Source organism: Microbulbifer maximicatervae (SeqCode) (assembly GCF_052467065.1).
In genome coordinates this window covers 2,604,525-2,616,937 of record NZ_CP174299.1, presented here as the reverse complement: position 1 = coordinate 2,616,937, position 12,413 = coordinate 2,604,525, and the positions used below count along the sequence as shown (strand labels likewise).

General features: G+C 53.3%; 10 protein-coding genes. 4 read left to right on the top strand and 6 right to left on the bottom strand.

Annotation, left to right across the window (positions count from 1 at the left end):
* Positions 1 to 178 precede the first annotated feature (178 nt).
* Positions 179 to 2,491, top strand: a complete 2,313-nt coding sequence (locus ACJJI1_RS11580; RefSeq protein WP_444956718.1) for an immune inhibitor A domain-containing protein — start codon at positions 179 to 181, stop codon at positions 2,489 to 2,491.
* Positions 2,492 to 2,648: 157 nt separating this feature from the next.
* Positions 2,649 to 2,933 (top strand): hypothetical protein, encoded by a 285-nt coding sequence (locus ACJJI1_RS11575; protein WP_282934201.1) that lies wholly within the window; start codon positions 2,649 to 2,651, stop codon positions 2,931 to 2,933.
* Here ACJJI1_RS11575 and ACJJI1_RS11570 read toward each other — a convergent pair.
* Positions 2,930 to 3,892, bottom strand: coding sequence for an AraC family transcriptional regulator (locus ACJJI1_RS11570; protein WP_444956717.1), 963 nt, complete (start codon positions 3,890 to 3,892; stop codon positions 2,930 to 2,932). The two genes, ACJJI1_RS11575 and ACJJI1_RS11570, sit on opposite strands and share 4 nt — an antisense overlap.
* Positions 3,893 to 4,271: 379 nt before the next feature.
* Here ACJJI1_RS11570 and ACJJI1_RS11565 point away from each other — a divergent pair, with 379 nt between their 5' ends.
* Both ACJJI1_RS11565 and ACJJI1_RS11560 read left to right on the top strand, forming a co-directional pair.
* Positions 4,272 to 5,414 (top strand): efflux RND transporter periplasmic adaptor subunit, encoded by a 1,143-nt coding sequence (locus ACJJI1_RS11565; protein WP_444956716.1) that lies wholly within the window; start codon positions 4,272 to 4,274, stop codon positions 5,412 to 5,414.
* A gap of 99 nt (positions 5,415 to 5,513) precedes the next feature.
* Entirely contained in the window at positions 5,514 to 8,705 is a 3,192-nt protein-coding gene (locus tag ACJJI1_RS11560; RefSeq protein WP_444959354.1) for an efflux RND transporter permease subunit, read from the top strand.
* A gap of 46 nt (positions 8,706 to 8,751) precedes the next feature.
* Here ACJJI1_RS11560 and ACJJI1_RS11555 read toward each other — a convergent pair whose 3' ends face one another.
* The 5 genes from ACJJI1_RS11555 to aceF form a co-directional block, all read right to left on the bottom strand.
* Complete coding sequence (locus tag ACJJI1_RS11555) at positions 8,752 to 9,111, bottom strand: hypothetical protein (protein ID WP_444892827.1); 360 nt, start codon at positions 9,109 to 9,111, stop codon at positions 8,752 to 8,754.
* A gap of 180 nt (positions 9,112 to 9,291) precedes the next feature.
* A complete protein-coding gene (locus ACJJI1_RS11550; protein ID WP_413664437.1) occupies positions 9,292 to 9,585 on the bottom strand; it encodes a hypothetical protein in 294 nt (97 codons plus the stop codon).
* A complete protein-coding gene (locus ACJJI1_RS11545; RefSeq protein WP_444959353.1) occupies positions 9,575 to 9,877 on the bottom strand; it encodes a hypothetical protein in 303 nt (100 codons plus the stop codon). Before ACJJI1_RS11545 ends, ACJJI1_RS11550 begins: the two co-directional genes overlap by 11 nt.
* Positions 9,878 to 9,972: 95 nt before the next feature.
* The gene (locus tag ACJJI1_RS11540) at positions 9,973 to 10,245 is read right to left on the bottom strand and encodes a hypothetical protein (RefSeq protein WP_444959352.1); all 273 of its coding nucleotides are present in this window, start codon (positions 10,243 to 10,245) and stop codon (positions 9,973 to 9,975) included.
* A 508-nt stretch (positions 10,246 to 10,753) separates the two neighbouring features.
* Complete coding sequence (gene aceF, locus ACJJI1_RS11535; RefSeq protein ID WP_444959351.1) at positions 10,754 to 12,397, bottom strand: dihydrolipoyllysine-residue acetyltransferase; 1,644 nt, start codon at positions 12,395 to 12,397, stop codon at positions 10,754 to 10,756.
* Positions 12,398 to 12,413 lie beyond the last annotated feature (16 nt).

The following is a 12,413-nucleotide window of genomic DNA, read 5'->3' as shown; positions in this document are numbered from 1 at the left end:
ATTACTCCGCCCCCCACAAAAATATTGCGGCCAACTCCTACAAAAACGTCATTCCTTTGTAGCTGACAATAAAAAAACCAAGCTACCAAAGTTCGAAATCTGGCTACTATAAAAAATTCTATTTGGGTCAGGTTTCGATACTAGCTTTAATTTATCTCGAAACGCACAAGAAGGGACTATGTTAAAAATAAATAGTTTGCTCTCCGCCAGCACACTTGCACTGAGCCTGATGGCAGCCAATGCCCAGGCGATTAATTCACATCAAAAAGGTGGTGATCAAGTTGACTTGGTCATTGCCAATGAAGCCAAATTAATTGATATGCTCAAGCGCTCTGGGCGCATCAGCCAAGATGCCTCTATTGCAGAAGCTGAACGTACTTTAAGAACTTACTTAAAAGAGCGGGCCACCCATAGCATTAATGGGGCTCAAGATCTTTCCAGCGATACCGTAACGATGATGCGCGATGCCCGTGGAAAACATCACCCCCGGCTTAAAAGGGGCAAAGGTTCCCTTCACCGCAACCATGGCAGCCGCCACCCTAGAAACATTCAACTAGAGAGCTACGACGGTGAAGCCCAAACTGCACGGGTTCTCGCTATTTTGATGGAGTTCCCCGATTTTCCCCATAACAGCATCGAGCCCGGGGAAAGTGATATGTACTACGCGGATTACGCCGCTGAACATTACGCTGACTTACTTTTCTCCCAAAACGGCTTTGAAGGCCCCAGTGGGGAAAACATGCTATCCATGCAACAGTTTTACTGGCAGCAATCCGGTAACAGCTACTCTGTTGAAGGCTCTGTAGCAGGTTGGTATATGGCCAGCCAACCAGCAGCTTTTTACGGCAATAACACTGATGGTGATGCTCGCTCCCTAATTCGTGAGGCCCTGGAAGCTGCAGCTGCCGACCCCACAGTAAACCTGTCAGATTTTGATATTGAAGACCGTTACGACTTGGATGGTGATGGCGATTTTTGGGAAGCAGATGGTTTGGTAGACCACATCATGATCTTCCACTCCTCGGTTGGTGAAGAAGCAGGTGGCGGGCAACTGGGTGAAGACGCCATTTGGTCTCACCGCTGGAACCTTGGCGGAGTCTATTCACTTGAAGGAACTACTGCGGAGGTAGATTACTGGGGCGGCACTATGGCTGCTTATGATTACACCATTCAGCCGGCGGACGCCGCTGCAGGGGTTGTCAGCCATGAATACGGCCATGACCTGGGCTTGCCCGATGAATACGATACCGATGGTAGCGGTCGCGGTGAACCCGTCTCCTCCTGGTCCATTATGTCCAGTGGTAGCTGGGCCGGTATTATTCCGGGTTCAGAGCCCACCGGCTTCTCTGCCTATGCCAAGGAATACCTGCAACACAACCATGGTGGGAACTGGCTTCATGGTGAAACTATTGCACTAGATGAAATTCCTCGCCGCGGTATCGAGTTGCTACTCGATGAAGCGGTTAATAAGGGGACCAATAACGATGCAGTCCGAATTGACCTACCAGCAAAACAAGAAATAGTTACCGAACCCAGCAGTGGGGAATACGCCTACTTCAGCGGTAGCGGCAACAACCTGCAAAACTCTATGACAATATCTGTTGATCTGAGCAATGCAGAAACAGCAAGCCTCTCTTTCAAAGCTTGGTACGACATTGAGCTGGATTGGGATTACGCCGCGATCATGGTAGATTCCGGTGATGGCTTTGTCTCCATTCCTGGTTCAGTAACTACAGATACCAACCCCAACGGCACCAACCCAGGTAATGGTATTACTGGTAGCTCCGAGGGCTGGATTGACGTTGCATTCGATCTAAGCGCTTACGCCGGGCAAGAAATTAGCCTTTCACTTGCCTATATTACTGATGGCGCTGTAGCGAATTCAGGTCTTTTTGCCGATGACATCAGCATCGAAATTGATGACACAACATTCCTTTTCGATGATGCTGAAACTGATGGCAACTTTAGCCTTGCAGGCTTTAGCCGAAACCCAGGCTATCTCGAGCACGATCACTACTACTTACTCGAATGGCGTACGCATCGCGGCGTTGATGCCGGATTGGCACATGTCAATGTAGCCGGCGAGATGCTCACTTTCACAGAAGGCCTCTTGGTTTGGTACGTAGATTCCAGCTACGATAATAACTGGGTTGGCGTACACCCAGGAAACGGCTTCCTCGGAGTTGTTGATGCCGACCAAAATGTATTGAGATGGAGTGATGATTCCGTTGCCAGTACCCGCTATCAGGTTCACGATGCCACATTTAACATCGAAAGAGCCGACGACATGGTTCTGGATTTACTCGAGGACTACGGCATACTCTTAAGTGACACTCACAACCGCCGCTACCCATTGTTTAATGACACCCGGAGCTATAGCAGCGAAGAAATACCAGATGCCGGCCGCGCTATCACACCTTACGGCTTAAAGGTTCGGGTCGTATCTCGCAGCGGAGATAAATCTGTAGCTAAAATACGCGTAACCAAGTAAAAGAAGTAAAAACAGACGGCGCCGTTATGGCGCCGCCTCCAATTTAACAAATAGAATAAAATTACCGCTTAAAACAAAGCCTTTAATTTGAGCAAAACTCTCTTCGCCAGCTAACCTGAATGCCAGAAACTTTTTTTCATCATTCAGGCGTTCATTTATGGAAAAGCCTCTAGACAACTCCCGTCGCCACTTTCTTAAGCTTTCAGGAACATCGCTACTTTTAATTCCTGCCACATTTATTGCAGCGCCCTCGGCACAGGCACAAATCAAAGCGCAAAAAGACAAAGTAAATTACCAGGATACTCCCAAGGATGGGAAAAAATGCGTGGACTGCCAGCTTTTTGAGCCCCCCAATGCCTGCCTGGTTGTGGAGGGCGATATCAGTCCCGAGGGATGGTGCAGCCTGTTTGTTTTGAAGCAGGGCAACCCAGTTTCAAATTAAGCTGGGACCCGCTGTTCACCGCGCAATTTAATCACATCGGCTCGGGGCGGAAGACCAAACATGCGGCTGTATTCACGACTGAAATGAGAGGGACTCTCATAGCCAACCCTATAGCTGGCGGAAGCCGCTTCCAGCCCCTCGGTCAACATCAGGCGTCGCGCCTCATGTAAGCGCAGCTTTTTCTGGAACTGCAACGGGGACATGCGGGTGATCTGCTTGAAGCTGTGATAGAGGGACGACTCACTCATATTGGCCTGGCCGGCCAAGTCGCTAATACGCAGCGGCTCTGAGAAACGGTCCTTGAGTACCTCAATCACCCGCGATACGCGGTTTGCCTGGCTATCAGCCATGGCGAATTTGCGCATCTTTGCGCCAATCTCCCCCATTAAAGCACGATAGATAATTTCACGCCGCGCGAGAGGAGCCAATATGGGTACATCTCTGGGGCTATCCAGCAGAGAGACTAGTCGGTTAAGCGCATCCAACATGCCGTAGTCCATTTTGGTCAGGCACAGCCCACAGCTAACTTCCGGGCAGTCGTACCCCGCCTCAATTCCAGGAGCCTTATCCCCCAACTCCAGAACCAGATCTGCAACTTCTTGTGGGTCAATCGTTATCTTCACCCCAAGAAATGGTGTTTCCTGGGTTGCATCTTCAACCCGCCCAAGGATAGGCAAATGTACAGAGGTCGCCAGGTAGCTGAGTGACATATAGGTGATCTCCCTATCTCCAAGCTCCAAGGTCTTGCGACCCTGAATAATAAAGCTCAGGGATGGGGTATACACCGTTGCCGCACAGGCCCCGGACTCGTTACAACGGATCAAAGACAGGCCGCCCAGTGCCGTTTCATTTAACCCCTGCTCAGGGGCCTGCCGCATCAGCGAGGCAATCAGTTTCTGCCGTAGAGACTCCATATCTACGGCAGCAGACTTGAATTCCGCTCTGTTCTCAATGCTCATACTCTCCCCTTGCGCCCGTATCAATTCCACGACTCAAAATGAAGTGGCCCACAGTATACGGAGTTTTAGGCAATCTCCGTGCAAGTTTGCAGGATTGGGCAATCACTGTGCAGTAATAGGTAACCATAACCAATTAATAGCCCTACAGTTACTAGAATATCTTAATCACCTTTTGCGATAACTAGTTATATATCCAGTTTTTTGCACATCTATCATAATGTGATCCCTCTAAACCAAAAGCACCCCTTAAGTAGAAATAGGCAATCAATTAACAGTTCCCGGATACCGCAGCTATACAGACCACCGCTAGAGTTACGCCCTTACTGGGAGAAGCACCCAACAGCCCTTCCCCCTCGGTAGCAAAGGGAGTACACGCGTAATGGTAAGAAAATTAACGACGGTTTTATTCGGCGTATCCGCACTGGTACTCGCCGGTTGCAATAGTGGTGAACCAAGCGGTCATCAGCCTCCCCCCCCTGCAGTGGAGGTCGCTCAGGTAACTTCAGGAGCAACGACCTTGTGGCGTAGCTTTACCGGCCGTGTGGCAGCCCCGGAAACCGTTGAACTGCGCCCACGGGTTAGCGGTTATATCGATAAGGTTTCGTTTGCCGAGGGAACTCTGGTGAAGCAGGGTGATGTCCTGTTCACCATTGACCCCCGCCCTTACCAGGCCCGCGAACGCGCCGCCCGCGCAGACCTGGCTCGGGTTCGCAGCGATCTTTCCTATAGCGAGAAGCAAGCCGGCCGAGCAAAACAGCTACTCAACAGCAAAGCCATCTCACGCGAAGAATACGATCGGCGGATCGCTTCGCGAGATTCAGCTCGAGCAGCCCTCAGCGCCGCCGAGGCAGCACTGGACAATGCCCAACTGGACCTTCAATACACGGAAGTTAAAGCGCCAATTAGTGGCCGAGTAAGCCGCGCCCTGGTTACTCAAGGCAACCTCGCCAATGCCGACAGCACCCTGCTGACAACGCTGGTCTCTGTCGACCCCATGTATGTATATTTCGAAAGCGATGAGCAGACTTTTGCTAAGGGCCGCGACTTACTTAATAGCGGACAAAAACCTGCTGTGCGCGTAGGCCTCGCCGGTGAGCAAGGCTATCCACACAATGGGGAGTTGGACTTTATTGATAACCGCCTGAACAGCCATACCGGCACTATTCAGTTCCGCGCTGTGGTTAGCAACAGGGACGGCTTTTTTAGACCGGGCCAATTTGCCCGGGTAGAAATGCCGATTGAAGAGGTTTCACAGGCAGTTTTAATCAATAGCAAAGCGGTTCTTACCGATCAGGACCGTCGCTATGTCTACATCGTCAACGACAGCAATATCACCGAAAAGCGCCCTGTAGTCGCTGGTCCACGCCAAGGTGACCTGGTGGTTATCCGCAGCGGCCTGGAGCCCGGCGAGAAAATTGTGGTAAATGGCCTGCAAAAGATTTTCTTCCCAGGCATGCCCGTCGCACCGGAAATGGTGGCCATGCAGGTGCAGGTAAAGGCGACCCAAGTCGCCGGCCACTAAACAAAGAGCAAGGGGCTTGCCGAGGTGAGCCCATACATTCAGCTAATCCTATCAATGGAATCCGAGCGGCTGACTAAGTCGCTCTCGGAGTAGCAGTATATGAATTTTTCCCGTTTCTTTGTCGACAGACCGATTTTTGCATCCGTGTTGTCGATCATTATTTTCGTTGTGGGCCTGATCAGTATTCCCTCACTGCCGGTCAGCGAATACCCCGAGGTTGTGCCACCCAGCGTGCAAGTAAGTGCCCGCTACCCTGGCGCCAACCCCAAGACGATTTCGGAAACTGTTGCCACGCCGCTGGAGGAAGCGATTAACGGCGTGGAGAATATGATCTACATGAAGTCAGTGGCTGGCAGTGACGGCACCCTGACCCTGGACGTTACTTTTGAGCTGGGCACCGACCCGGACCAAGCCCAGGTACAGGTACAAAACCGCGTGTCCCAGGCCCTGCCGCGCCTGCCCGAAGATGTGCGCCTACAGGGGGTTACCACCCAGAAGCAGTCACCAAACCTGATGATGGCGGTACACCTGATTTCACCGGACGACAGCCTCGACGCTACCTATATTCGCAACTACGCCGTGCTGCATATCCGCGATGAGCTATCGCGCATACCCGGCGTGGGCCTCGCCGCCGTATTCGGTTCCGGTGACTATGCCATGCGCTTGTGGGTGGACCCGCAGAAAGCCGCCGCAGTCGGAGTTACTGCCGCCGATATTGTCAGCGCCGTACGCGAGCAGAACGTGCAGGTTTCCGCCGGCCAGATCGGCGCCTCGCCGATGCCCAACGGCTCCGACTTCCTGATTTCCATTAACGCCAAAGGCCGCCTGGAAAGCGAAGAGGAGTTTGGTGATGTTGTACTCAAGACCGGCAATAATGGCGAGATCACCCGCCTGAGAGATGTGGCCCGTGTAGAGCTGGCCTCTTCCCAGGACTCCCTGCGCGCCCTACTTAACGGCCGCCAGGCTGTCGCCATCCCTATTTTCCAATCCCCCGGCTCAAACTCACTGGAGGTTTCTGCGGCGGTACGGGAGAAAATGGCTGAACTGGATGACCAGTTCCCGGAAGGCCTCAAGTGGGAAGTCGCATACGACCCCACGGTTTTTGTGAGCACCTCCATCAGTTCAGTGATCAAGACCCTACTGGAAGCCGTACTGCTCGTGGTTCTGGTAGTTATCCTGTTCCTGCAAACCTGGCGCGCTTCACTGATCCCGCTGCTGGCCGTGCCGGTATCTATTGTCGGCACCTTTGCAGTGCTGTTGATGCTGGGCTTCTCAATCAACACCCTGACCCTGTTCGCTATGGTGCTGGCCATCGGTATCGTGGTCGATGACGCCATTGTGGTGGTGGAAAACGTCGAGCGGAATATCGAGGAGGGACTAACGCCTTTAGCCGCTGCCCACCAGGCCATGCGCGAGGTGAGTGGTCCGATTGTCGCGATCAGCCTGGTGCTCTGTGCAGTATTTGTGCCCATGGCATTTCTGGATGGTATCACCGGCCAGTTCTACCGCCAGTTCGCTACCACCATTGCTATCGCCACCATAATCTCCGCGATCAACTCTCTGACTCTATCTCCGGCTCTGGCGGCGACCCTACTGAAGCCCCACGGCGCCAAACAAGATTTGCCAGCGCGTATTATTGAGCGTTTGTTCGGCTGGATATTCCGCCCGTTCAATCGCTTCTTCCAGCGCAACTCCGAGCGTTACCAGCGGATCGTGGGTGGCAGCCTCAAGCGTCGAGGTATCGTGTTTGGGGTTTACCTGATATTGCTCGGCAGTACTTTCGCCCTGTTCCAACAGGTACCCGGCGGCTTTATTCCGGTTCAGGATAAAACTTACCTGGTGGGCAGTATCCGCCTGCCGGAAGGTGCCTCCCTGGACCGCACCGAGGAAGTTGCTCGCCGCGTAAGTGAATTGGCCCTGGAAACAGAAGGTGTTGCCAACGCCGCGGCCTTTGTCGGCTTCAATGCGCTGCAAAGAACCAACACCCCTAACGTGGGCACCGTATTTATCCTGTTCGACGATTTCGATGAGCGCGAGCGCAGTGCCCAGGAAATTGCTGCGGAGCTAAATGGCAAGATCTCACAGATCAAGGAAGGCTTTGCCATGACCTTTATGCCGCCGCCCATCTTCGGCCTGGGTGCCGGCTCCGGCTACTCCCTCTATGTTCAGGACCGTCGCGGTGCCGGCTACGGTGAACTGCAAAACGCCACCAATATGTTGGCTGGTGCCCTGAGCCAAGCCAGTGGCCTTAGCTACCCCTTCAGCTCCTACCAGGCCAATGTGCCGCAGATGGATGCGGAAGTGGATCGACTACAGGCCAAGGCTCAAGGTGTGCGCATGGACGACTTGTTCGGCACCCTGCAGCTCTACTTCGGTTCTATGTATATCAACGACTTCAACCTTTTCGGCCGCACCTACCAGGTCGTTGCCCAGGCTGATGCACCCTTCCGCGATGAAGTGCAGGATCTCGATAATCTCTACACCCGCAATATGAATGGGGAGATGGTGCCCATCAGCACCATGGTGACCCTGCGCCAGAGTTACGGACCCGACCCGGTAATCCGCTACAACGGCTATCCGGCAGCCGACCTGATGGGGCAGTCCGATCCCAGCATGCTGTCCTCTTCCGAGGCACTGGCAGCGGTTGAGCAGGTTGCCAGCCAAGCCCTGCCTCCGGGCATGCAAATCCAGTGGACCGACCTCAGCTTCCAGCAGGTCAACCAGGGCAATGCCGCTATGGTGGTTTTCCCTCTCGCAGTACTACTGGTATTCCTGGTGCTGGCCGCCCTCTATGAAAGCTGGGTAATGCCACTGGCGGTGATCCTGATCGTGCCCATGTGTCTGCTGGCTGCACTATTCGGTGTCTGGGCTACTGGCGGCGACAACAATGTATTTGTTCAAGTCGGGCTGGTTGTACTGATGGGGCTCGCTTGTAAGAACGCTATTTTAATCGTGGAATTTGCTCGCGAACTGGAAATGGAAGGCAAAGGTACTGTCGAGGCTGCACTGGAAGCCTGCCGCCTGCGTCTGCGCCCTATCATTATGACTTCAGTCGCCTTTATTGCCGGTGTTGTTCCACTGGTATTGGCCGGCGGCGCTGGCGCTGAAGTGCGCAATGCCATGGGCATTACCGTATTTACCGGCATGATCGGTGTAACCCTGTTTGGCCTGTTCCTCACTCCAGTATTTTATGTTGCCCTGCGCAAGATTGCCGGCGGCAAACTATCAGCTGCCCGCACTACAGATAGCCAGGAGAGTAACTTACCTCTGGAGCAAGTAGCTAACACTTAACCCCGCTTAGCCCGAGCGCATAAATGCTATGCGCCCGGGCTTTTTTCTATTTGCGCGTTTCCTTTTTCCAGCGGGCTCTCGGAAATAAAATTACATAAACCCGAATCAATAACCCCATGGGAACACAAAAAATAATAACGATCACCCCCAGAAGGGCTCGCATATAGTCACTGCCCTCTTCGTGTTTCTCAGCGCGATCCCACAGATAAGACTGGTAACAGTGATCCGGCCCATCTATTGGCATCAAGGTGTAATTAATCACCCGCTCCAAAAATCTCCAATAGTGGCGAAAACGGGTTTCCGTCACTCTGGAAAAATACCCACAGCGTGCCGATATTGTTGCATCGGGATTACCACCGGCAATAGCATTTCCTAGCTGATCCACTGCGACAATTACATTTCGCATCCAGCTTCTATTGGCACCCCTCATTATTAAACCTGTTTAAATCGGCATCCCAAAATAAAACGATCCAGTCTTAATTTTTACTCCACTTAGGAAAAAACAATGGAGTCAAAATAAACTACGTGCCCCCATACCACCATTTCGCACCGGCTCAAAAAGCGGCACTAGCGGAAAATTACTTGGTCAGTAGAAACTGTAACTCAACTCAAACGGTGAGTAAGGTCCTTCACACCAATCACCGGTGTCCAGTTGATAGCAGTGCACACCCTCGGCAATGCAGTTATCGAGACTTCCCATATAGGGATCACCGGCCAGGCAAAAACGCGGGAATGCAGTAAGTTCATCCGGTGGCACCGGAGTGGTTTTGTAGGTGTAGTAAGTTGCCGTGCCGGTTAAGTCATAACCGAAACCGTCAGCCACGCAGCCCGCCAGGGACTGCGCTACAAGAATAAGAAAAAAAACAACGCTAATTTTCATAGGAAATACAACGCCTTCCACCGGAAATGTCAAAACAACGGGCACTGGGTGGACAAATAGAACCCGGCGCCAGCTCCTCAGAATCCCCCGGGCAGCTTGCTGGAGACGCAGGCGCATCTGGCACATGGGAGGAATGAGAAGAGTGAGAAGAGGGATAACCCCGGTATTCCGCATGGCGGGGAATTGGCGGGCTTACGGGATAAACCACTTGATTGCGCGTATCGGGAGTTCCACAACCCTCAAGGAATACACCCATCGACAAGGCAGAAATAAATATCGCAAACTTTTGCATGGTAGCGCTCCGTATCAGCACCGCGCGGACAGAGTCCACGCACTTTTAGATCCGGCTATTTCGCAACAGCTCCACACTAGGCTCAGCTACAGTCGTTAGTAAACCCGCAATATAGGGAAAAACCAGGCCATGGAGTCCTGCAAGCTATCTACGCAATCCACCGCCTCGCATTCGCTTTTGGCGGTAAGGGGTTGTGGGTATTTTGTGTGGTTACTGCCGACTTCCACAAAGCTGGCGCTTTGTCCGGCAGCCTCTGCCTCATAAAAGAAAGGGTCTTCACCCTCCACTTCGTCCGCAGGCAAAAACAAGCAGCCCTGCATCGCAAATACCGCCACAAGCGGCAACGCGAATTTCCTTGTAGGTCCCATAATCCGACACCTCAAATTTTCAGTGCTGCGATGATAGTAGCCTCTCTGTGAGTCTAGCTGCCGAGGCATTAGCAGCCAGCAACCCAGAATCGATTTGCGCGTAAATCATCTTATTGATGTTTTTTGCGGCGAATATTTCATTTCCACTTAAAGGCTAACTTACTTATATGGAATGTAGGGAGCCTCTAAATAACTCCGTAATGCCTCTGCGGGTCTTGAAGGCTGCAGATGTTAGGCGCAGCTCGCCGCGAATGGCCCTAGCCCTTTGCAAGAGCTGCAACGCAGCAGATGCGGCCTTCAAGGCCCGCCCTTTGGGGCTTACAGAGCGATTCACACTCCGCGTTGCGACTTCTTGAAAGGTCTAGACATTCCTGCGAAGCCGCGCCTTGATTGTGAACCGCTCTGCATGCCAGAGGCATCACGGAGTTATTTAGAGGCTCCTTAGTCCTGACTATAAAAAAAGCGGCCGATTGGCCGCTTTTTTTTACTGACTTTAACTCGCTGGTAATTACAGCAACAGTCTGCGCACATCTGCCAGCACGCTGACCAAGTAAGTCATAAAGCGTCCGGCATCTCCGCCATTTACTGCGCGGTGATCGTAGGAAAGCGCCAAGGGCAACATTTGGCGAGGCTCAAAGTCCTTGCCGTTCCACACCGGCTTCATCGCCAGCTTGGAAACACCGAGGATACCAACTTCCGGAGAATTGACGATCGGGGTAAATCCGGTGCCGCCGATAGCCCCCAAACTGGAAATGGTAAAGCAGGCGCCCTGCATCTCGTTGGGCTTCAGCTTGCCATCGCGGGCTTTCAGAGCCATTTCAGTGGCCTCTGCCGCCAGCTCGTACAGGCCTTTCTTATCCACATCGCGGATAACCGGCACCATTAAACCTTTGGGTGTATCTACTGCCATACCCACATGCACATAGTCCTTGCGCACAATGTGCTCGCCATCGTTGTGCAGGGACACATTAAAGTTGGGCTCTGCACGCAGGGCCGCAGCTACCGCTTTCAGCAGGAAAGGCACTGGAGTGAGCTTCACTCCGCGCTTCTCCGCCTCGGCCTTCATGGACTTGCGGAAGGTTTCCAGCTCTGTGATATCCGCATCGTCAAACTGGGTGACGTGAGGCACATTGAGCCAGTTGCGCGACATGTTGGCTGCGGTAATCTTGTGGATCTTGCTCATCGGCTCCACATTCACCGGGCCAAACTGGCTGAAGTCGATATCCGGCATCTTGGCGATACCGATTCCACCGCCGACACCAACCCCGCCGCTTTCAGCTTTCTTCACCTGCTCACGGATGTAATTATGCAGATCGTCCTTGGATACCCGGTTGCGCGGGCCGGTAGGCTTCACCTTATTCAAGGTAACACCCAACTCGCGGGCCAGTTTGCGCACGGCGGGGCCGGCGTAAACCTGGGCTGCTGCGGTGAGGTTGCGCTCCAGCTGATAGTCTTTCTGCGGCACTGCCGGGGGCTCAACAGACGCAGATGCCTGCAGTGGCGCGCTCTCGGCAGGCGCTGTTGCTGCAGGGGCTGCAGCTGGAGCCGCAGGCTCGGCGGCGCCTGCAGCAACTACTTTCAATACGCCCAGGGTGTCACCCGTGGAAACCTTATCGCCTTCTTTTACCGCGATAGAAACTACGGTACCGGCGCTGGGGGAAGGCACATCCATAGAGGCTTTATCGCCTTCCACCACAATCAGGGAGTCGCCCTCTTCGACCGCATCACCGGGCTGCACACTGATCTCAATCACATCAACTGCATCGGCACCGCCCAGATCCGGGATCTGGATCGTTTCCTCTTTCGGCTCGCCGCTCGGCGCTGCCACAGGGGCTTCAGCCACAGGCTCCGCAACGGGTGCAGCTTCTTGCTTGGCAGGGGCCGCAGCGGGCTCCTCTGCCGGCGCTTCCGCCACATCGGTTTCTATCTCCCCAATCACATCGCCTTCGGAGACTTTATCGCCCTCTTTCACGCTGATGCTGAGGATTTTGCCAGCCACTGGGGCTGGCACATCCATGGAGGCTTTATCGCCCTCCACCACAATCAGTGAATCCTCTTGCGCGACGGTATCGCCGACAGCAACAGAAATTTCAATCACATCCACCTGATCGGCACCACCGAGATCAGGCACTTTAATGACTTGTTTTGCCATAGGAGTTCTGCCTTCT

What these genes read in the sequence shown, in the direction of transcription:
- ACJJI1_RS11580 (WP_444956718.1), top strand. Translation starts at nt 179, where the DNA reads ATGTTAAAAATAAATAGTTTGCTCTCCGCCAGCACACTTGCACTGAGC.
- ACJJI1_RS11575 (WP_282934201.1), top strand. Translation starts at nt 2,649, where the DNA reads ATGGAAAAGCCTCTAGACAACTCCCGTCGCCACTTTCTTAAGCTTTCA.
- ACJJI1_RS11570 (WP_444956717.1), bottom strand. Translation starts at nt 3,892, where the DNA reads ATGAGCATTGAGAACAGAGCGGAATTCAAGTCTGCTGCCGTAGATATG.
- ACJJI1_RS11565 (WP_444956716.1), top strand. Translation starts at nt 4,272, where the DNA reads ATGGTAAGAAAATTAACGACGGTTTTATTCGGCGTATCCGCACTGGTA.
- ACJJI1_RS11560 (WP_444959354.1), top strand. Translation starts at nt 5,514, where the DNA reads ATGAATTTTTCCCGTTTCTTTGTCGACAGACCGATTTTTGCATCCGTG.
- ACJJI1_RS11555 (WP_444892827.1), bottom strand. Translation starts at nt 9,111, where the DNA reads ATGCGAAATGTAATTGTCGCAGTGGATCAGCTAGGAAATGCTATTGCC.
- ACJJI1_RS11550 (WP_413664437.1), bottom strand. Translation starts at nt 9,585, where the DNA reads ATGAAAATTAGCGTTGTTTTTTTTCTTATTCTTGTAGCGCAGTCCCTG.
- ACJJI1_RS11545 (WP_444959353.1), bottom strand. Translation starts at nt 9,877, where the DNA reads ATGCAAAAGTTTGCGATATTTATTTCTGCCTTGTCGATGGGTGTATTC.
- ACJJI1_RS11540 (WP_444959352.1), bottom strand. Translation starts at nt 10,245, where the DNA reads ATGGGACCTACAAGGAAATTCGCGTTGCCGCTTGTGGCGGTATTTGCG.
- aceF (WP_444959351.1), bottom strand. Translation starts at nt 12,397, where the DNA reads ATGGCAAAACAAGTCATTAAAGTGCCTGATCTCGGTGGTGCCGATCAG.